Origin of the sequence: Staphylococcus sp. LKG3-1 (genome assembly GCF_048568385.1) — a bacterium.
In the GTDB taxonomy this organism is placed as follows: domain Bacteria; phylum Bacillota; class Bacilli; order Staphylococcales; family Staphylococcaceae; genus Staphylococcus; species Staphylococcus saprophyticus.
Genome location: NZ_CP183796.1, coordinates 474,483 through 495,664 on the forward strand (window position 1 = coordinate 474,483; position 21,182 = coordinate 495,664).

Sequence of the window (21,182 nt, forward strand, 5' to 3'; positions counted from 1 at the left end):
AAAAGAGGTGAAACATGGCAACGATTAAAGATGTAGCGACTTTAGCAGGATGTTCTGTAGCAACTGTCTCAAGGGCAATTAATAACAATGGTTATGTTAAGGCAAAAACACGACTTCATATAGAAGAAGCAATTGCCGAATTAAACTACCAACCAAATGAAGCAGCACGCACATTATATAAAAGAAAGTCTAAACTAATAGGTTTATTACTGCCGGATATGAGTAATCCTTTTTTTACACTTATCGCTCGTGGCGTTGAAGATGTTGCTTTAGCACATGGTTACCAAGTACTTATTGGTAATAGTGAGAATGATATAAAAAAAGCACAAGACTACTTAGCAACATTCGTATCACACAATTGTACAGGCATGATATCTACAGCATTTAATGAAAATATTATCGAGAACACACTGACTGATCATCACATTCCATTTGTTTTTATAGATCGTATTAATAATGAGCATAATGGGATTTCAACGAATCACTTTAAAGGTGGTCAACTTCAGGCAGAGGTAGTACGAAAAGGTAAGGGTAAAAACGTTTTAATCGTACATGAAAATTTATTAATCGATGCATTTCATCAACGCGTCCAAGGTATTAAGTACATATTAGATCAACAGCGTATCGATTATAAAATGTTAGAAGCAACGTTATTAGATAATGATAAAAAATTTATTGACTTAATTAAGGAACTTAGCATCGACAGTATTATTTGTAGTAATGATTTATTAGCGATAAACGTTTTAGGCATTGTACAAAGATATCATTTTAAAGTTCCAGCAGAAATACAAATTATTGGATATGATAATATTCCATTTTCAGAAATGACCTATCCACAAATTACTACTATAGATCAATCAGCATATCATTTAGGTGAAATTGCCGTTTCCCAACTATTAGGTTTGAATACGGATAATTTAACAAACAACCATAAGCAATTGGCACTTGCAGTTAAACATAGAGGAAGTACACGTAATTAAATGACATTATGTAACGGGTTACATATAAGGAGGTAAATTTTATGTATAAAACAGGGATATTAAATAGCGATATTTCAAAATTACTTAGTGATTTAGGTCATACAGATGAAATTATGATTGCTGATTGTGGTCTTCCAATTCCAAACGGTGTTAAAAAAATAGATTTAGCATTGGATTTTGGTAAACCATCATTCTTAGATGTATTTCATATTGTGAAATCGCATATGGCCATCGAAAAAATGACTTTAGCAAGTGAAATGAAAACTGAAAATGAATCACTTTATAACGTTTTAAAAGAAGAAGAAATTAAATTGACTACTGAATCCCATGAATTATTAAAGCAACATAGTAAGCATGTAAAAGCTATCATTCGTACGGGTGAAGCGAAACCTTATGCGAATGTCATATTAGCTAGTGACGTTTTATTTTAAAGGAGGGATCAATGGATGATTGAAATGAAGAATATTTATAAATCTTTTGGTCAGAATGATGTTCTTAGAGGTGTGGATTTTGATATTGCGGATGCCGAAGTTCATGCATTGATGGGGGAGAATGGTGCCGGCAAAAGTACGTTAATGAAAATTTTAACCGGCGTTTATGAAGCAAATGGTGGACAAATTTTAGAAGATGGTAAACCACTTCAATTTAAAAATACAAAAGACGCTGAGCAACATGGTGTGTCATTTATTCAACAAGAATTAAATATTTGGCCTAATTTAACGGTTTTAGAAAACCTATTTTTAGGTAAAGAACCAACGAAGTTTTTAGGGATAATTGATCATAAAGTGATGAGAAAGCAAGCGTTGGAAATATTTAACAATTTAAATATACAGCTTGATTTGAATCAAATGGCTGGGACGTTATCAGTAGGTATGCAACAAATGTTAGAAATTAGTAAAGCATTAATGCAAGATTCTAAAGTCATTATTATGGACGAACCAACGGCAGCTTTAACGACTAGTGAGATTGAAGTGTTATTCACACAAATTAATAAATTAAAATCTAAAGGTGTTTCATTTATTTATATTTCACATAGAATGGAAGAAATTTTTAATATTGCAGACCGTATTACAGTGATGAGAGACGGCCGGTCTATATTAACTTCGAACACGCAAGAGGCCTCTAATGCAAAAATTGTAAAAGCCATGATTGGTAGAGATTTGGATAACCAGTATCCAGAAAGAAATTATAAGCAAGATGAATTAGTGCTGTCAGTTAATCAGTTAAGTTCTACGGTATATGACTTAAATGATGTACATTTTGAGTTACACAAGGGTGAGATTTTAGGATTCAGTGGACTTATGGGGGCTGGTAGATCTGAAATCATGCGCGTGTTATTTGGCCTAGACAAAGGACAAATGCAAGTAACACTTAATGGTAAAACCATTCACATGAATAATCCTAAGACGGCCATAAAGCACGGGTTAGCGTTTATTACTGAAAATAGAAAAGAAGAAGGTTTAGTTCTACAAGATTCTATTATAGAAAATATTTCATTACCTGCATTGAAAAGTTTTTCAAAGGGTGTTTTTTTAACACCAACAGCGATGAACAATTATACAGAACAGATGATTCAGCGTTTGAATATCAAAGGTGGAAAAGATGATATTTGTATGGATTTATCTGGAGGAAATCAACAAAAGGTTGTTTTGGCTAAATGGATTGCTACTGCACCACACGTTTTGATTTTAGACGAACCAACTAGGGGAATTGACGTTGGCGCAAAACGTGAAATTTATCAATTAATGAATGAACTGACAGAACGTGGTATGTCTATCATTATGATTTCATCAGAATTACCAGAAGTGATAGGAATGAGTGATAGAGTTGCCGTTGTACATGAAGGTAATATTGCAGGTGTTTTAAATAAAAAAGATCTAACTGAGGAACGTATTATGACATTAGCTACAGGAGGGAATATCAATGAAACAATCTAGCTTATCATTTTCATATTTAGAAAAAATTATTCCATTTATTGGTTTAATATTATTAGTCATTATCATTAGTGTATTAAATAGTGCATTTTTAGAACCATCTAATCTGTTTAACTTATTGAGACAAGTTTCTATAAATGGATTAATTGCATTTGGTATGACATTTGTAATTTTAACGGGCGGCATAGACTTATCTGTTGGTTCTACACTAGCGTTATCCAGTGCGCTTATAGCTATTTTAATGGTCTCAGGTGTAGATTCTATGATTGCGCTATTAGTAGGCTGTATTTTTGGTGCGATTTTAGGTGCTATTAACGGGCTTTTAATTACGCTTGGTAAGATGGCGCCATTTATAGCGACTTTGGCTACAATGACTGTCTTTAGAGGTTTGACACTGGTTATTACAGATGGCAATCCAATTACTAATTTAAATGGCAGCTATGCCTTTCAATTATTTGGACGAGGTTATTTTTTAGGTATTCCAGTTCCAGCAGTGACAATGTTTATTACTTTCATTATTTTGTATATCATTTTACATAAAACAATATTTGGTAGACAAACTTATGCTATGGGTGGTAATGAAAAGGCAGCTTTTATCTCTGGTATTAAAGTGAATAAATTAAAAATCATGATTTATAGTTTAGCTGGTTTAATGTCTGCAATGGCTGGTGCGATTCTCACATCTCGTTTAAACTCAGCGCAACCAACTGCAGGTATGTCATATGAATTGGATGCAATCGCTGCTGTTGTATTGGGTGGTACATCTTTAACAGGTGGTAAGGGACGTATACTTGGCACATTAATAGGTGTATTAATTATAGGTGTGTTGAATAATGGACTAAATTTATTAGGGGTTTCTTCATTTTACCAACAAGTAGTTAAAGGAGTTGTCATTATTATTGCAGTACTCATTGATAGAAAGAATAAATAAAGTAGGAGGTTTATCATGAAAAAATTATTTTTAAGTATGATGGCAATGATACTGTTGTTAGCTGGTTGTTCTTTAGAGTCTCCTCTAGAAAAGCAAGATAGTGGTAAATCAGACAAGAAAAAATCAGATATTGTGGTTGGTGTAAGTATTTCTACATTGAATAATCCATTTTTTGTGAAAATTAAAGATGGTATATCAGCTGAGGCGAAGAAACAAGGTATTAAGGTTAAATTTGCAGATGCTCAAGACGATGCAGCAAAGCAATCTAATGATATTGATGATTTAATACAGCAAAATGTAGATTATCTTATCGTGAATCCAACTGACTCAGATGCTATTTCGGGTAGTGTTCAAATTGCGAATGATCAAAATATTCCTGTTATCACATTAGATAGAGAGGTTGCTAAAGGAAAAGTTGCTTCGTTTATTGCTTCAGATAATGTTAAAGGTGGAGAAATGGGTGGCAAGCTCATTGTTGATAAATTTGGTAAAGGTACAAAAGTAGTAGAGCTTGAAGGCATACCAGGTGCTAGTGCAACTCGTGAGCGTGGTAAGGGATTCCACAACGTTGCTGATGATGAGTTAGATGTCGTATCAAAACAAAGTGCCAAATTTAATAGAACAGAAGGTCTAAATGTAACGCAAAATATGATTCAAGCGCATCCTGATATTAAAGCAATATTTGCACAAAATGACGAAATGGCTTTAGGGGCTGTTGAAGCGGTTGGTAATAAAGATATTAAAGTTGTTGGATTTGATGGTAATGAAGATGCAATAAAATCTGTTGAAAACAACAAACTATTTGCAACAGTCGCACAACAACCCAATTTAATGGGAGAAGAAAGTATTAAAACGGTTATGGATTTATTTAATGGTAAAAAAGTTCAAGAAAAAAATAAGATACCTTTAGAAATGAAAAAATAAAAAATAGGATTTATGAGAAAAAGCCGGATACAGTGATCATCGTACTGTTTCCGGCTTTTTGTTTATTTATCTGTCTGTTGCTTATAATTTTGACGGTCTTGTTGTTCTTTGGCGTAACGTTCTGGATTTTTTTTATAAAAATCTTGATGTTCTGGCTCTGCTTCATAAAATGTAGCAGCAGGTAATACTTGTGTTGCAATAGCTTTATCTTTATCGATTGTTTCTTTGAGTTGTTCAATATATTCTTCGGCAACATTTTTTTGGTCTTCATTGGTATAGAAGATAGCAGTTTTGTACTGTGCACCTCTATCTTGAAATTGTCCGCCTTCATCTGATGGGTCTATTACTGAAAAGAAAATTTCTAATAATTTATTGTATGAAAACAGTGCTACATCATATTCGATTTCAACAGTTTCCAAATGTCCAGTGTTGCCTGTCTTAACTTGCTCATATGAAGGATTATCCACATGTCCTCCCATATAGCCAGAGGTTACGCTTTCAATACCTTCAAATGTGTCGAAGGGTTTAACCATACACCAAAAGCAACCTCCTGCGAAGTAGGCTTTGTTTATATTCATGCTTAACATCCTTTCCGTATTAGACCTTAGTACCATATATTAAGATATTACTTGATTTTTATACACTTTTTATATAACTTTAATATATGTTAATTATAGTACATAGAAGTGCAATTTTGAAGATATAAGGTTGATACTAATGAATGAAGACAAACTAAGAAGTAGTAAGAACACACAAGGCAATACTAATCCTCCGCCAATGCGTAGGGGGAAAAAGAAGCGGTTTAGGAAACTACCATTTATTATTTTGATTGGTATTATTATTTTAGCAATTATCATAGGCTATTCCGTACATGGTTATAATTCCGGCATAAAATATGCTAAAGATCATGGTAAAACGTTGAAACAGCATAAATTTAATGGTGCCGTAAAGAATGATGGTAAAATTACGGTTATGGTACTAGGTGCGGATAAAGAACAAGGCGGAATTTCTAGAACGGATTCTATTATGATAGCGCAATACGATTATATTCACAAAAAGATGAAAATGATGTCTGTGATGCGTGACATTTATGCTGATATTCCTGGAAACGGACAGCATAAAATAAATTCTGCATATTCTATCGGTGGACCAGAATTGTTAAGACAAACATTGAAGAAAAATCTTGGCATTGATCCTGAATATTATGCGATTTTAGATTTTACTGGATTTGAAAAAATGATAGATGAACTAGAACCTAATGGTGTGCCAATTGATGTTGAGAAAGATATGTCAAAAAATATTGGCGTGTCATTGAAAAAAGGACATCATCGTCTGAATGGTAAAGAATTATTAGGTTATGCTAGATTTAGACATGATCCAGAAGGCGATTTTGGTCGTGTACGTAGACAACAGCAAGTAATGCAGTCTCTTAAGCAAGAACTCGCAAGTTTGGATACATTACCGAAGTTACCAAAAGTTGCTGGTATTTTAAGAGGTTATTTAAATACGAATATGCCAGATTCTGCATTAATACAATCAGGTTTAAACTTTGGTATCCGTGGTGATAAGAAAGTCGACTCTGTTACATTACCTATTAAAGGTACTTATCAGGATATTCAAACACCAATGGACGGTAGTGCTTTAGAAATTGATAAAGCCAAAAATAAAGCTGAAGTTAAAAAATTCCTTGAAGAAGATTAAGATAGTTTCGACATAAATAAAAAGCGTACGTTACCCTATGGATAGCGTACGCTTTTTTTATATAGAAAATTTTTCATTTGTAATCAGGTGGGTTAGGTGATGAACTTGATTACATTTTTGATCATTAATTCTGTTTTTATTGATCAGATTTTCTCACACCAGCTACGCCATAGTGAGATGCTTTCATTTCTTCTATGACAACTTTTATCGCCTCTTTATTAGCACCTGTTGTTTTTTCTACAGCATTTGTAACCTCAGTTACCAAATTTTTAAGTTGTTCATCTGAACGTCCTTCTAATAACTTTACATTTACGATTGGCATATGTAATTCCTCCTTTAATAATTTAAAGATATTATAGCATGAAAATTCGGAAAATTATAAATATATCAAATCGAAACATTTGTTCTTATCGCTATTGAAATAGAACATTTGTTCGTATATAATAAAATTAATTGAGGGAGGCATGAGATATGTATGATTATAATCTGGTGGAAGAGAGAGATGTATTGTGTATAGATCAAAAAAGTTTTTTTGCTAGCGTTTCTTGCATACAAAAAGGATTAGACCCAATGAAAGAAAAATTAGCTGTTGTTGCTGATACTAAAAGACAAGGTTCAGTTGTGTTAGCAGCAACGGGACCTTTGAAAGCATTAGGTGTAAAAACGGGATCTAGATTATTTGAAATACCACATAGAAATGACATATATATTATTAATCCAAGTATGAGAAAGTATTTAGAAGTTTCTGTAGCAATATCAAAAATTGCATTGCGCTATATTGCTCCTGAAGATTTACATCAGTATAGTGTAGATGAGTTTTTTATGGATGTGACCAATAGTTATCATAGGTTTAGTAGTACGGTTCAATCTTTTTGTCAAAAATTGCAATTTGAAATCAAAGAAGAAACAGGCATCAATTGTTCTATAGGTATAGGATCTAATATGTTATTGAGTAAGATTGCCATGGATGTAGAAGCAAAGCATACTAAAAGTCTAATTGCAGAATGGCGTTATCAAGATGTTCCAAAAAAACTTTGGCCAATCCAACCATTAAGAGAATTTTGGGGAATTAGTAGAAAAATTGAAGCGAAATTGAATAAAAGAGGTATTTTTACGATAGGCGATTTAGCACATTATCCTCACCAATACTTAAAAAGAGATTTAGGTGTTATAGGTGTGGATTTACATTTACATGCGAATGGTATCGATCAAAGTAGAGTGAGAGATAAATATAGAGTAATGAATCCATCTATTTGTAAGAGTCAGATACTGATGCGTGATTATCGTTATGAAGAATCTAAAGTAGTGATGCGAGAATTAATTGAAGATGTGGCGAGTCGTGTTAGAGGGCGAAATCAATTGGCAAGAACAATTCATTTTTCATTTGGTTATAGTGATGAGGGTGGCATAAATAAACAGTATACATTAGAAGAACCGACGAATTTAGAAGACAGTATTTTTAAAGTTGTCGAATATTTTGCTGATAAATTATGTGATCGTACCGCATTGATTCGTACAGTAAGTATTTCATTAACACAGTTTATAGAAGAGACAGATAGACAATTGAATTTGTTTATAGATGAATATGAAAGAAAGAGAAATGAAAAATTAGCTAAAACGATTGATGCATTGCATCGCAAATTTGGACGAGGTATTGTATCTAAAGCTGCTTCTTACACTGAAGCAGGAACAAAACACGGGAGATTAGGGCTTATGGCTGGCCATAAAATGTAAAGTCCCAAATAGCATTCTACTGGGCTTATACATGGAAGGTAGCTCAGGTAAATCTAAAAAATACTGCTTCATCCATTAAACAAGTAGGACAACGAAAATCAAATTTACCAAAAATGATTTCGCTGTCCCACTCATAAAATTTCATATATTAATCAAAATAAGTATCAAAATCACTAAGCGCATCTGCACCATCTTTGCGATCTTGTGGGTTTTTAAAACTAACTCGAAGTGCACCATAAATATCTTCACGAACTTCTAATATTCTCAAGTTGCTTATAGAAATATTATGTAAACTTAGGATGTTTGTAACTTTGCTTATCATACCCGGTTTATCCGGAATGTCTACATATAGATCATACTCCACAGATAGTGCACCTTGTTGTTTAAGGGGTAACTGATCACGATAAACTTTAGCATCGTTGAAAAAATCATAAAGTTCATCAGGATTATTGTGTTCGATTATATTAATGACATCAGACATTTGATTTTTCCATTCTTTTAAAATGCGCAATATTGTATTTTTATTTTCAATAGTAATATCACGCCACATAATAGGATTACTACTTGCGATTCTAGTAATATCTCTAAAACCACCAGCTGCAAGCGTCTTAACAAGTGAAGAATCTTCGACATGTTGCGCATTCAAATGAACGAGACTTGAAGCAATGATATGAGGGACGTGACTCACAATACCAGTGACAAAATCATGTTCTTCCGCTGTTGTAGAAATAAATTTAGCACTCGTTGTTTGTAATAAGTGCTGTATTTCCTCAAAAGCAGCATCATTATCAGTTTCATTATGAACTAAAATATAAAAAGCATTTTCAAATAAATGTTTTTTTGCATTTAATACTCCAGATTTATGGCTTCCTGCCATAGGATGGCCACCAACCAAATGAATATCATGATTTAAAAGAAACTGCTCATATTGTTGAATCGTTGACTTTGTACTTCCAGTATCTGTAATAATTACATGTTTTTTTAGTTGATAGTTTGGTAAATCTTGTAAGTATTTAACAGTCTGCTGTACCGGTGTTGCATAAATAATAATGTCAGCATTTTCAACACTAGTTTTATAGTCAGTTGATTGATAATCTATGATACCAATAGACAATGCTTTATCTAATTGTGAAGTATCCGCATCAAAGGCGGTTATTTCGATATCATCATGATAATATCTTAAGTTACTCGCTAAGCTTCCGCCAATAAGGCCTAAGCCAACGAAAAGAATTTGTTTCATTTAACAAACCACCTCTATCAAAATTTTCAGAATAGTAACATTGTATAGTAGCGTATACAATTTCGCAATATGAATTAAAAGTAGAAGTAAAAGTGAATAACTTTATAGAAGGTATGCTAAAGTAAACATATTATGCTTACTAAAATAAACATAGCATGGATTAGGAGAGAAGGCATTGGAAATAAATCATATTTTAATAGCCGGTGACTATAAATCAATTTTCCAAAAATATTTAAAGGATTTAAAGAATTACCAATTAAGTTTTAAGTCAGTTGAATCAATTACAAATGAAGATTTAGATTGGGCAGATGCTTATGTGGGATTTGAGCCATGTGAGCAATTTAAACCATCACAGGTGAAATGGGTGCATACGTTTAATGCAGGCATCAATAACTATTTAGCTATAGACGACTGGCAAACATCGCAAACTTTACTCACAAGAACAATTAGTGATTTTGGAGAAAAAATGAGCGAATATTGTTTGAGCTATATATTAGCTGATTTACAACATCATAAGTTATTTGAAGAACAGCAAGATGAAAACATTTGGCTCAAACAATCACCACAAGCATTGCGAGATCAAACTATAACTATTTTTGGTACTGGAGAAACTGGACAAACCATTGCTAAGATATTTTCATTATTAGGTATGACTGTCTACGGTATTTCTAATAGTGGGAAAGCAAAAGCCTATTTTAAAAAAATGCTTCCTATCCATAAAGCTAAGACATTAGTTCAGCAAGCAGATTATATTATCAGTACTTTGCCACTAACAACAAAAACAGAAAAATTATTCAATCAAACTATGTTTGAAGCATTTGATCAAGCTTATTTTATCAATGTTGGTAGGGGACAAGTGGTGGATCAAGAAAGTTTAAAATCAGCTTTAAACAAAGGTAACGTCAGACATGCGGTATTAGATGTTTTTGAGTCAGAACCATTACACAAAAACTCTGAATTATGGCAAAGAAATGATATCACTATCACACCTCATATTTCTGCATTAACCGATTTGAATGAAGCTGTCACATGTTTTTATCATACTTTGAAAAATATAGAGCATGGTGAAATACTTGAAAATCAAGTGGATTTAAAAAGAGGCTATTAACAACGAACAAGCTGTACATATAACAAAAGCAATCATAAAGCTGTTTCTAAAAGTAAAATAAAGCTACTATCATCATCTCTATGTAAAGGATAGTAGCTTTATAATTAAAATTTAAGTATGTTTGGCAACATCAATTTAGCATATGGTTTTAAAATGTTATTGTATATTTTTAGATTTAGAATTTATATTTAACCTTTTTTCTAATACAGATATAAAAATAAAATTAACTAAAACAACTAAAAAAATAGTGCCAATATTTCCAAGTAAATGAGACAAATCAAAATATAGTATTATAATCATCAATAGGATATTTGTATAAACATAAATATAAACATGAGTCATTATTTTTCGTTTAAGTTTATTTGATGCTGAGCCGAAGAATTTGAGAAGGCTTAATAAACCTAAAATTAATAAAAAACTTACTGCAATCATACTAGTGAAAACGTTATATTTTGTTGAGCTTGAAGTCAGAAGGATATTTAATACATATAAAATAAAAAAGATTATAGATATCGTATATCTTAATCTAACTTCCAATTTTAAAAGTTTGTCATTTTTCGTAAAGTTTTATACACCCCTAAAGCATAAAGATTATTTAATACATATTATTTAGCATTTCAAAATAATATTTAAAAATGTTGTTGTATGCAATGTAACATAAATTTTTAAATTCAACTATGTATTTTAAAAGGGATATAGTATTAATGGTATTATTTTTAAAATTTAAACGTTAGACTATATATATAATATATTTGGAGGGGGATTAGATGTCAGAATCAATTTTTAATACAATCCAAGCATTGACGGCAATAAATAGTCCGTCAGGGTACGCAGAAAAAGCCATTCAATACGTAAAAGGTGAAGCAGAACAATTAGGCTACCCAACAGAAGTGACTAACAAAGGAGCGCTATTAATTACAGCAAAAGGTGAAAATGATGAAGCGCAAAAATGTGTTACAGCACATGTGGATACGCTTGGCGCTATGGTCAAAGAAATTAAGGAGGATGGTCGTTTATCACTAGATTTAATCGGTGGGTTTAGTTATAACGCAATAGAAGGGGAATATTGTGAAATTGAAACTTCGTCAGGACAAATCTATACAGGAACCATTTGTTTACATGAAACAAGTGTACATGTATATCGCAATAATGACGATATCTCGAGAGATATTGAACATATGGAAGTAAGAATAGATGAAAAAGTCTCAACCAAAGAAGAAACTCAAAGTTTAGGTATAGAGGTAGGCGATTTTATAAGTTTTGATCCAAGAACACAGATTACATCATCAGGTTTTATTAAATCACGCCATTTAGATGATAAAGCAAGCGTAGCCATGATTATTGAATTTTTAAAGACTATAAAAAATGAAAATTTAACTTTACCACATACGATTCAATTCTATATATCAAATAATGAAGAAATTGGTTATGGTGCTAATGCGTCTATATCTCCAAAAATAAGTGAATTTATAGCATTTGATATGGGAGCATTAGGAGATGGACAAGCATCGGATGAATACACAGTTTCTATTTGTGCAAAAGACGCATCTGGTCCATATCATAAAGGGTTACGAGAGCAATTGGTTGAATTATGTAAGATAAAGCAAATACCGTACAAGGTAGATATTTATCCATATTATAGTTCTGATGCTTCTGCAGCATTAAAAGCGGGTGCTGATATCAAGCACGGTTTATTTGGTGCAGGCATTGAATCCTCTCATGCATTAGAACGGACACATATCGATTCTATAAAGGCAACGCAAGCATTGTTACAGGCTTATTGTCTAGCAGCTATACAGAGCTAAATGTTTATACTAATTGTTTAAATTATTAGTTGAAAAGGAGAATTTGAGTGGAACAGTCACTACTTTGGTCAAGAAAATTCATACCTGTGTATTTCATAGTAGCAGCGCTACATTTCATATTTTTTAAGATGTATATCCAAACAGACAATTATTCTATTTATTTGATGACTATTTTACTTGTTGGTTTAGGTATTGCTTCTTGTATATATAATTATAGAAATAGGTCATAATTTAAATGAAGTACTAGCTATGTTAATGGAATTAGAATCTTTGATGCCATAAAAACTTAGACATATTAAAAAAAAGAGCCATTTATGGCTCTTTTTTTGGTTTGGAAAATCATAACAGTCTAGTAAGTGAATTCAACAAAGTTAATGAACAACTTAAACAATAAATAAATTTAAATGAAAACTCAGACATCTTATTGATAATCAATATCAATTACTGCATAATAAAATGATATTGAAAGAATATACTAAAAGGGATGATACGATGAAAAGATTAATTGTTTTATTTTTAAGTTTATTAATTATTTTGTCTGCTTGTGGTCAAAATAAAGACTCGAATAAAGAAACAAAAACGTTTAAAACGCAATCAGGAAAGAGTATTAAAATACCAAAGCACCCAAAAAGGATAGTAGTTTTAACTTCAAATTTCGGTAATTTTAAAGATTTAGGCGTTACACCTGTGGGTGTTAATAATGATTTTCCAAAATCAAAATATATCAATGAAAAAGGTGCTAAACGTGTAGGTTCAGAAGATGTTGAAGGTGTTGCAAAATTGAAGCCAGACCTAATTTTGACTTATGATGTAAATACTAAAATAAAAAAATATCAAAAAATCGCACCTACAATACCAATAAAATACAATGATTATTCATATAAAGAAATGCATCTTGCAATAGGGAAAATACTAAATAAAGAAAATGAAGCTAAAAAACAAATTAAAGATATGGAGAAACAACTTCAATCTGATGGAAAGGTAATTAAAGATAAAATAGGCTCAAATAAAACTTTTACCGTAATGGAAATCAAACCTAAGCAACTTTCAATTTTTGGTGAAAATTTTGGTAGAGGCACGCCAATAATATATCAAGAATATCAATTACCATTTCCAAAAGGTGTAAAGGGAATGCTTGATAAAGATGGCTTTAAAACAATACCACATGAGCAATATAGCAAATATGCTGCTGATTATATATTAATTCCGACTGAAAAAGGTAACCCTATCAACAATGAATATACAGAATCATCGCTTTGGAAAAATCAGCCAGCTTATAAAAATAATCATATATATTATTATCCTAAAAATGAGGCTACCTATTCTGATCCTTCGTCGCTTAAGAAACTTTCAAATTATTTCAAGGATAGATTGCTAGAGCAAAAATAAACATATGATGATATTGACGTGACATCTTTGATTATGGAATATAAAATTGTACTAATCAAAGATGTCTATATATTACTTATTAAAGAAAGATAATCTCAATGGCCAAAATGATTTAAATAACGCGTAGGGTGGTTTTTAAACTGAAGAAAACGCTGCTTTATTAGCTTTTTTAATAATAATGAACCGTTTATAACAATTTAAGGGTAACTGTTGGCATCTCGATGTATATACCATTAAAATAGAAATTAACGACTAACTATAAAAAAAGCAATCAAATGTAATATGGGAGTATAAAATCATGAAAAAACCGAGTTTAAGAACGATATTGTTAACGATATTTTGGATATTAGTTTTACTATATGCGATGTATGTAACATTTGCTGACCATAAATTTCAATATCATCCAATTATCTTTTTATTCTTATTTGCCATAGGTGCAAATTTAATCAAAAAAGTCGCTCCAAAAGATAATTATGAAAAATATCAAAATAATAAAGACAAGCTAGAATAGGCTTATCTAATATGGCTTTGTAATATAATCGATGTATTTTTCAATAGCACGGAAAGTATAAAAATGAAATTAATGATTGACAAATTGATTTTATCCTAGTAGGATTCTAGGTAATTACTTTTTGCAACGAAAGTTGCCATTTGAAAGATAACGTAGCAAATATGTCATGTAGCAAAAAGAAAGCTAATGGTTGATGAAAATTAGCACTGCATATATTGTGAATTGGGCTTTTAAATGTACTAAATTAATAGCAATGAAAGTGAACAATGAATTTGTTAACTAAGGTGGCACCACGGTAACGCGTCCTTACAGTATGTATGCGTTAATGTGGTGTTTTTTTATATTAAATTTGAACTGAATTAGAAAACAAAATGAAGTAAGTTATGGCAGGGTAGTTACAGAAAGTTAGTGGTTGATGCAAACTAACACCCACATATACTGAAATTGGGTTTTGTTGGATTAAAACGAATAAAACAAAGAGCGAGTAGATGATTTTAAATTAATTGTTTATCTACTAATTTTAGGTGGTACCGCGCGTCAGCGTCCTTAACATAGTTTAAGGGCGCTGTTTTTTTATAAGGAGGAAAGTTAAATGAAAGTACAATATCAAAAGTTAAATGCTGAAGTTACCCCAGAAGCATTAGCAAGATTAAGAAAAAATAAAATGATTTTAGAAAGCTCAGATCAATCACAATTAAAAGGACGTTATTCTATAGTGATTTTTGACACTTATGGAGCAATTACTTTGGATAATGATGAAATGACTATTCAAACAGCTACTAACAAAACGATAGAACAGAATCAACCTTATGAAAAAATGCAAGCTTTTATAGATCAATATAAAACTAATATAGAGGATGCAATATTAGAAGATTTACCTTTTATTTCAGGTTTCGTTGGTTCGTGTAGTTTTGATTTGGTAAGACATGCATTTCCTGTTTTAAAAGAAATTGAATTAACAGATCACCCACAACACGACGCAAAATTATATATGGTAGAAGATGTTTATGTTTTTGATCATTACAAAGAACATTTATACGTCATCGCAACGAATTTATTTTCTAATCAAAGTGATGAACAATTGAAAGCACGTGTGCAACGTCGTGTAGAAGAATTACAACGAATTAATATCTATCCTTTACGAAATGAACAAAAAGTAACAGAAAAAAACATAAAATCTAATATGGCAACGGAACAATTTATAGCAACAGTAGAAAAAATGAAGCATCTTATACAACAAGGTGATATGTTCCAAGTTGTGCCATCTATCATATACAGCTATGAACACAATTTTGGACAACAGTTACATCAATTATCTTATCAGTTGTATCAAAATTTAAAACGTCAAAACCCAAGTCCGTATATGTACTACTTGAACATGGATGAACGCATTGTCGTCGGCAGTTCACCTGAGAGTTTTGTAAAAGTTCAAGGTCAAACAGTAGTGACCAATCCTATTGCTGGAACAATAAAAAGAGGAAGCACTCTGGAAGAAGACAATGCAAACGAAACACAATTGAAAAACGATCACAAAGAATTAAGTGAACATCGCATGTTAGTTGATTTAGGAAGAAATGATATTCACAGAGTAAGTGAAACAGGTACTTCTAAGATACAAAAGTTAATGGCAATTGAACGTTATGAACATGTTATGCATATTGTAAGTGAAGTAACAGGACAACTTAAGCAAGACTATTCTCCAATGTCTGTGATTGCGAGCTTACTACCTACTGGTACAGTGTCGGGTGCTCCAAAACTAAGAGCCATTCAACGTATCTATGAAGCGCAACCACAAAAACGAGGTGTCTATAGTGGCGGTATAGGCTACATCAATTGTAATCATGATCTAGATTTCGCCTTGGCAATACGTACAATGATGATTGATGAAACACATGTAAATGTTGAAGCTGGATGTGGCGTTGTCTATGACTCAATACCTGAAAAAGAACTAGAAGAAACAAAGTTAAAAGCTAAGAGTTTATTGGAGGTGTCACCATGATATTAATCGTTGATAACTATGATTCATTTACCTATAACCTAGTAGATATGATAGCCAAAAATAATGAAGTGATAGTGAAATATCCTGATGATCCGGAGATTTATCATTTAGATGTAGATGGTGTAGTCATATCACCTGGGCCAGGGCACCCATTAGATAAAGAAGATTTAATGAAAATTATAAAGCATTATGAAAATAAACCAATCTTAGGTGTATGTTTAGGTGCTCAAGCATTAACATGCTATCACGGTGGAGATGTTATTCAAAGTGAATTCATCATGCATGGTAAAACGGATCAAATGAGAATCATAAAACATACAAAGTTGTATAGAAATATTCCAGAATATTCTGAAATAATGAGGTATCATTCATTGATTAGTAATTCAAAAACAATACCTGAAGCATTTATTATAACAGCAGAAACAAAAGATTGTATTCAATCATTTGAACATAGTCAATTGTTACACTTCGGAATTCAATATCATCCTGAATCTTTTGCAACAGCGGATGGTGTGCAAATCATCAATAATTTTTTGAATATAGTAAAGGAGGACAAAAGTAATGGAACTACAAGCACAATTAAAACAGTATAAACCATTAAATCAGCAACAAATGAATGAATTTATAGAACTACTTATTGCTGATGATATATCAAACGAAGTAAAAGCAAATTTATTATCATCGTTCTCAGAAAAAGAGATTACTCAAGAAGAATTAACATATATTTCAAAAAGTTTGATTCATTCTATGTATCGACAGCAGCCTTATTATCCGAATGGTATGTGTGTTTGTGGTACAGGGGGAGATAAATCAAATAGCTTTAATATTTCAACGACAGTTTCATTTGTAATTGCTAGCGCAAATATCCCTGTGATTAAACATGGCAATAAGAGTGTTACCTCATCATCAGGTAGTACAGATTTGCTAGAGGCAATGGGTATAAATACAAGTTCTGTTGAAGCAACACCAAGTCAATTGAATCAAGTTGGTTTAGCTTTCTTGAGTGCAACAGATACGTACCCGATTATGAAAAGCATTCAACCTATTAGAAAAATGATGACTAACCCAACAATTTTTAATATAACTGGTCCGATTATTAATCCATTTAAATTAGAATATCAAGTGATGGGTGTATATGAAACATCAAAATTAGAAAAGATTGCTCAAACACTTAAAGATTTAGGCCGTAAAAAAGCAATCGTTGTCTATGGAGCCAATGGCATGGATGAAGCAACGCTTTCTGGTGATAATATGATATACGAAGTAAATGAAAACGAAGCTACTAAAAATTATACTGTAAATCCAAAGGACGTTGGTTTAGCGTATGCACCAAATGAAGCGCTCATTGGTGGTACACCACTTGAAAATTTAGAGATTACCAAAAATATTTTGACGGGTGTTGATCGAAGCGCAAAACGTGATGTAGTGGTGTTTAATGCGGGTATCGCTTTATATGTTGCTGAGAAGGTCAGTTCTATTAAACAAGGTGTAATTGAAGCACAACGCTTAATTGATAATGGCAATGCTATTGCACAATACAACAAAATGGGAGGAATGACATATGACTATATTGGATGAAATCGTGGATTATAAAAGAAATTTAATAAAAGAAGGTTACTATGAAGAGAAATTAAAGACATTAAATGAGGTAGACATTACGCATAAATCTTCGTTTAAGTCGCAATTAGATGAGTCTAACCAATTAGCAGTAATCGCAGAGATTAAATCTAAAAGTCCAACATTAGATCAATTACCAAATAGAGATTTAGCACAACAAGTTAAGGATTACGAAGCTAACGGTGCAAATGCAGTCTCAATTCTCACAGATGAGCATTACTTTGGAGGTAGCTATGAAAGATTGCAAGATTTAACATTCCAAACGACTTTACCGGTACTATGTAAGGACTTTGTTGTCGATAAAATTCAAATTGATGTAGCAAAAAAAGCCGGAGCATCAATCATATTGTTAATCGTTAATGTATTAACAGATCAACAAATGAAAGATTTATATCAATATGCGACATCACTAAATTTAGAAGTACTAGTAGAAGTACATGATAAAGAAGAATTGGAACGCGCTTACAAATTAAGCCCGCAACTTATTGGTGTAAACAATAGAGATTTGAAACGATTTGTCACAGATGTGTTGCATACAAATGAAATATTAGAAAACAAAAAAGAAGGCTACCATTATATTTCGGAAAGTGGGATTCGGGATGCACAGGATGTAGCGAATGTGGTTGAGTCAGGTATTGATGGTCTGTTAATAGGTGAGTCGTTAATGAAATGTGAAAATTTAAGTCAATTTTTACCAGGATTGAAATTAACTAAGGTGACAAAGTGAAAATAAAATTTTGTGGATTTCGTACGTTAGAAGATGTTGAAAAGGCAAAAGCATTGAATATCGACGCTATGGGCTTTATACATTTTACTGAGAGTAAGCGATTTGTTGATATTCAAACGATTAAACAATTTACAGATATTATACCAAATGATAAGGAAAAAGTGATTATTCTAGTAAATCCTGAACGCGCTACAATAGATAGCATTATTAATCATACAGGTATTACAACAATACAACTTCATGGAAACGAACCTATAAGTACGGTGCAATATATTAGACAACAAAATAGTAACTTAAAAATTATTAAAGCATTACCTGCAGTAAATCAACAAACATTATTGACATCAATAGATGATTACAAGCATTCAGTTGACCAATTTATTATTGATACACCATCACAATCCTATGGTGGTACTGGCAAAACGTATGATTGGAAAATTTTAGATACCATACATGATGTTGATTATTTAATTGCAGGTGGCATTAATTATGAAAATATACAAAAGATAGAAAACTTATCACTTCATCATACTGGTTATGATATTGCAAGTGGCATAGAAACGAATCATAAAAAAGACTTAAATAAAATGTTAGAAATTATAAAACTTTTAAAAGGAGCTCAATAAACTATGATTGAAAATATACAAACAGAAGCAGATACATTTGGTTTTTTCGGTAATTATGGTGGACAATATGTACCAGAAACATTAATGCCCGCAATACAAGAATTGAAACAAGCTTATCAGGACGCTAAAAATGATCCTCAATTTCAGATAGAACTTGATGATTACTTAAAAGATTACGTAGGTCGTGAAACACCGCTAACATATGCTAAGTCTTATTCGGAATTACTTGGTGGTGCAAAAATCTATTTGAAACGTGAGGATTTAAACCATACGGGTGCACATAAAATTAATAATGCACTTGGTCAAGCACTGTTAGCTAAACGCATGGGAAAAAATAAATTAGTAGCCGAAACTGGAGCGGGGCAACATGGTGTTGCTAGTGCAACTGTAGCTGCCTTATTTGATATGGAACTCGTTGTGTTTATGGGTGAAGAAGATATCAAAAGACAATCATTAAACGTGTTTAGAATGGAACTATTAGGCGCAAAAGTGGAATCAGTCACTGAAGGACAAGGCACATTATCTGATGCAGTCAATAAAGCATTACAGTACTGGGTAAGCCATGTTGATGATACGCATTATTTGCTAGGCTCTGCACTGGGACCTGATCCTTTTCCTACTATTGTAAGAGACTTTCAAAAAATTATTGGTCAAGAAATTAAAGCACAAGTTCATGAAAAAGAAGGTCAATTACCAGATGCTATTGTCGCATGTGTAGGCGGTGGTTCTAATGCCATCGGGACGTTTTATCCATTTGTAAAGGATGATGTTAAGCTTTACGGTGTTGAGGCAGCGGGCGACGGAATAGATTCAGATAAACACGCGCTTGCTATAAATAAAGGTCAAGAAGGCGTGTTACATGGTACAAAAATGTATTTAATTCAAGATGATGATGGTCAAATACAATTAGCACACTCAATATCTGCAGGATTGGATTATCCTGGCGTTGGTCCAGAGCATTCATATTATCATGACATTGGAAGAGTGAAATATGCTACTGCAAGTGACAAACAAGCGATGGATGCTTTAGTGCGATTTACTAAAGCGGAAGGTATCATACCAGCTATCGAAAGTGCACATGCCTTAAGTTATGTAGAAACATTGGCACCTACGATGCGTAACGATGAAATACTTGTGGTTACAGTATCAGGCCGCGGTGATAAAGATATGGAAACGATCAGAAATTATATGAAACAGGAGGGTGACACGCATGCATAAATTATTTGTACCTTATGTTATGGGCAACAGAGACTTTATTGAAAATGTAAAAATACTAAGTGAAGCAGGTGCAGATATAGTTGAAGTGGGTGTTCCATTTTCAGACCCTGTTGCTGATGGGCCGGTAATCATGAATGCTGGTAATAAAGCAATTCAAGAAGGCGTTAATATACAATATATTTTCGATCAACTTACAGAAAATCAAGATGAGATTCAAAGTAAGTATGTGTTAATGACATATTACAATATCATAAATCATTATGGTGAATCAGCATTTTTGAATGCTTGTGAAGAAGCAGGTGTGTATGGTTTGATCATACCTGATTTGCCTCATGAGTTGGTGCAACAACTTAAAGCGCGTCATCCAGAACGAAAAACAAATATTATTTCATTAATTGCTATGACAACTTCAAATACTAGAAGTCATCAAATAGCTAAGGATGCAGAAGGATTTATTTATACTGTAACGATGAATGCGACTACAGGCGAAGATGGTAAATTTCATCCAGAGCTAAAAAATAGAATTAAAGATATAAAAGCACATACTGAAGTTCCTGTAGTAGCTGGATTTGGTATAAGAACAGCAGCACATGTAAAAGATATTATTGAAGCTTCAGATGGCGTAGTGATAGGTAGTGAAATAGTAAAACGCTTTGAAAATGACGATAAACAAACTACCATTGAGTATTTAAAAACAATAAGAAATGTCTTGAATTAAGCAAAGATTGTCATATATTT

Annotated in this window: 22 protein-coding genes; 19 read left to right on the top strand and 3 right to left on the bottom strand. The window is 32.3% G+C overall.

What is annotated here, in order from left to right; genetic code table 11:
- Nucleotides 1-14 precede the first annotated feature (14 nt).
- Genes ACM595_RS02240 through ACM595_RS02260 form a run of 5 tightly spaced genes read left to right on the top strand, consistent with a single transcriptional unit; the run spans nucleotide 15 to nucleotide 4,769 of the window.
- Nucleotides 15-980, top strand: coding sequence for a LacI family DNA-binding transcriptional regulator (locus ACM595_RS02240; RefSeq protein ID WP_069821963.1), 966 nt, complete (start codon nucleotides 15-17; stop codon nucleotides 978-980).
- Nucleotides 981-1,021: 41 nt separating this feature from the next.
- Nucleotides 1,022-1,411, top strand: a complete 390-nt coding sequence (rbsD, locus tag ACM595_RS02245) for a D-ribose pyranase (RefSeq protein ID WP_002483361.1) — start codon at nucleotides 1,022-1,024, stop codon at nucleotides 1,409-1,411.
- 15 nt (nucleotides 1,412-1,426) lie between these two features.
- Complete coding sequence (locus ACM595_RS02250) at nucleotides 1,427-2,917, top strand: sugar ABC transporter ATP-binding protein (RefSeq protein ID WP_069825867.1); 1,491 nt, start codon at nucleotides 1,427-1,429, stop codon at nucleotides 2,915-2,917.
- On the top strand, nucleotides 2,904-3,845 hold the full coding sequence (locus ACM595_RS02255; RefSeq protein ID WP_069821965.1) for an ABC transporter permease: 942 nt from the start codon (nucleotides 2,904-2,906) through the stop codon (nucleotides 3,843-3,845). The genes ACM595_RS02250 and ACM595_RS02255 overlap by 14 nt, the downstream gene beginning before the upstream one ends.
- A 15-nt stretch (nucleotides 3,846-3,860) precedes the next feature.
- The gene (locus ACM595_RS02260; RefSeq protein ID WP_002483358.1) at nucleotides 3,861-4,769 is read left to right on the top strand and encodes a D-ribose ABC transporter substrate-binding protein; all 909 of its coding nucleotides are present in this window, start codon (nucleotides 3,861-3,863) and stop codon (nucleotides 4,767-4,769) included.
- Nucleotides 4,770-4,831: 62 nt separating this feature from the next.
- Here ACM595_RS02260 and msrA read toward each other — a convergent pair whose 3' ends face one another.
- Complete coding sequence (gene msrA, locus ACM595_RS02265; protein WP_011303165.1) at nucleotides 4,832-5,347, bottom strand: peptide-methionine (S)-S-oxide reductase MsrA; 516 nt, start codon at nucleotides 5,345-5,347, stop codon at nucleotides 4,832-4,834.
- 139 nt (nucleotides 5,348-5,486) lie between these two features.
- Here msrA and ACM595_RS02270 point away from each other — a divergent pair, with 139 nt between their 5' ends.
- The gene (locus ACM595_RS02270; RefSeq protein ID WP_037538458.1) at nucleotides 5,487-6,470 is read left to right on the top strand and encodes an LCP family protein; all 984 of its coding nucleotides are present in this window, start codon (nucleotides 5,487-5,489) and stop codon (nucleotides 6,468-6,470) included.
- Nucleotides 6,471-6,606: 136 nt separating this feature from the next.
- Here ACM595_RS02270 and ACM595_RS02275 read toward each other — a convergent pair whose 3' ends face one another.
- Entirely contained in the window at nucleotides 6,607-6,792 is a 186-nt protein-coding gene (locus tag ACM595_RS02275; protein ID WP_002483355.1) for a 2-hydroxymuconate tautomerase, read from the bottom strand.
- Between the two features lie 149 nt (nucleotides 6,793-6,941).
- Between ACM595_RS02275 and ACM595_RS02280 the strand changes: the two genes are divergently transcribed.
- Nucleotides 6,942-8,204, top strand: coding sequence for a Y-family DNA polymerase (locus ACM595_RS02280; protein ID WP_002483354.1), 1,263 nt, complete (start codon nucleotides 6,942-6,944; stop codon nucleotides 8,202-8,204).
- A gap of 148 nt (nucleotides 8,205-8,352) precedes the next feature.
- On the opposite strand, the gene ACM595_RS02285 is transcribed toward ACM595_RS02280, so the two are convergent.
- A complete protein-coding gene (locus ACM595_RS02285; protein WP_002483353.1) occupies nucleotides 8,353-9,444 on the bottom strand; it encodes a prephenate dehydrogenase in 1,092 nt (363 codons plus the stop codon).
- 175 nt (nucleotides 9,445-9,619) lie between these two features.
- On the opposite strand from ACM595_RS02285, the gene ACM595_RS02290 reads away from it, so the two are divergent.
- The 12 genes from ACM595_RS02290 (at nucleotide 9,620) to trpA (ending at nucleotide 21,162) form a co-directional block, all read left to right on the top strand.
- Entirely contained in the window at nucleotides 9,620-10,552 is a 933-nt protein-coding gene (locus tag ACM595_RS02290; protein ID WP_069821969.1) for a D-2-hydroxyacid dehydrogenase, read from the top strand.
- 767 nt (nucleotides 10,553-11,319) lie between these two features.
- Nucleotides 11,320-12,357: a M42 family metallopeptidase gene (locus ACM595_RS02295; protein ID WP_002483351.1), complete on the top strand. Its 1,038-nt coding sequence runs from the start codon at nucleotides 11,320-11,322 to the stop codon at nucleotides 12,355-12,357.
- Between the two features lie 47 nt (nucleotides 12,358-12,404).
- Nucleotides 12,405-12,587, top strand: a complete 183-nt coding sequence (locus tag ACM595_RS02300; RefSeq protein WP_011303159.1) for a hypothetical protein — start codon at nucleotides 12,405-12,407, stop codon at nucleotides 12,585-12,587.
- 262 nt (nucleotides 12,588-12,849) lie between these two features.
- Nucleotides 12,850-13,746, top strand: a complete 897-nt coding sequence (locus ACM595_RS02305; RefSeq protein WP_037538456.1) for an ABC transporter substrate-binding protein — start codon at nucleotides 12,850-12,852, stop codon at nucleotides 13,744-13,746.
- Between the two features lie 298 nt (nucleotides 13,747-14,044).
- Nucleotides 14,045-14,257, top strand: a complete 213-nt coding sequence (locus ACM595_RS02310; protein ID WP_011303157.1) for a hypothetical protein — start codon at nucleotides 14,045-14,047, stop codon at nucleotides 14,255-14,257.
- Nucleotides 14,258-14,849: 592 nt separating this feature from the next.
- The gene (locus ACM595_RS02315) at nucleotides 14,850-16,256 is read left to right on the top strand and encodes an anthranilate synthase component I (protein WP_206237139.1); all 1,407 of its coding nucleotides are present in this window, start codon (nucleotides 14,850-14,852) and stop codon (nucleotides 16,254-16,256) included.
- Nucleotides 16,253-16,849, top strand: a complete 597-nt coding sequence (locus ACM595_RS02320; RefSeq protein WP_115338542.1) for an anthranilate synthase component II — start codon at nucleotides 16,253-16,255, stop codon at nucleotides 16,847-16,849. The genes ACM595_RS02315 and ACM595_RS02320 overlap by 4 nt, the downstream gene beginning before the upstream one ends.
- Nucleotides 16,818-17,834, top strand: a complete 1,017-nt coding sequence (trpD, locus tag ACM595_RS02325; protein WP_206237138.1) for an anthranilate phosphoribosyltransferase — start codon at nucleotides 16,818-16,820, stop codon at nucleotides 17,832-17,834. The genes ACM595_RS02320 and trpD overlap by 32 nt, the downstream gene beginning before the upstream one ends.
- Complete coding sequence (gene trpC, locus ACM595_RS02330) at nucleotides 17,818-18,600, top strand: indole-3-glycerol phosphate synthase TrpC (protein ID WP_194379242.1); 783 nt, start codon at nucleotides 17,818-17,820, stop codon at nucleotides 18,598-18,600. The genes trpD and trpC overlap by 17 nt, the downstream gene beginning before the upstream one ends.
- Entirely contained in the window at nucleotides 18,597-19,226 is a 630-nt protein-coding gene (locus tag ACM595_RS02335; RefSeq protein WP_002483344.1) for a phosphoribosylanthranilate isomerase, read from the top strand. Before trpC ends, ACM595_RS02335 begins: the two co-directional genes overlap by 4 nt.
- Before the next feature lie 3 nt (nucleotides 19,227-19,229).
- Nucleotides 19,230-20,444: a tryptophan synthase subunit beta gene (gene trpB / locus ACM595_RS02340; RefSeq protein WP_115343841.1), complete on the top strand. Its 1,215-nt coding sequence runs from the start codon at nucleotides 19,230-19,232 to the stop codon at nucleotides 20,442-20,444.
- Nucleotides 20,437-21,162: a tryptophan synthase subunit alpha gene (trpA, locus tag ACM595_RS02345; RefSeq protein ID WP_115343840.1), complete on the top strand. Its 726-nt coding sequence runs from the start codon at nucleotides 20,437-20,439 to the stop codon at nucleotides 21,160-21,162. Before trpB ends, trpA begins: the two co-directional genes overlap by 8 nt.
- The last annotated feature ends 20 nt before the right edge of the window (nucleotides 21,163-21,182 follow it).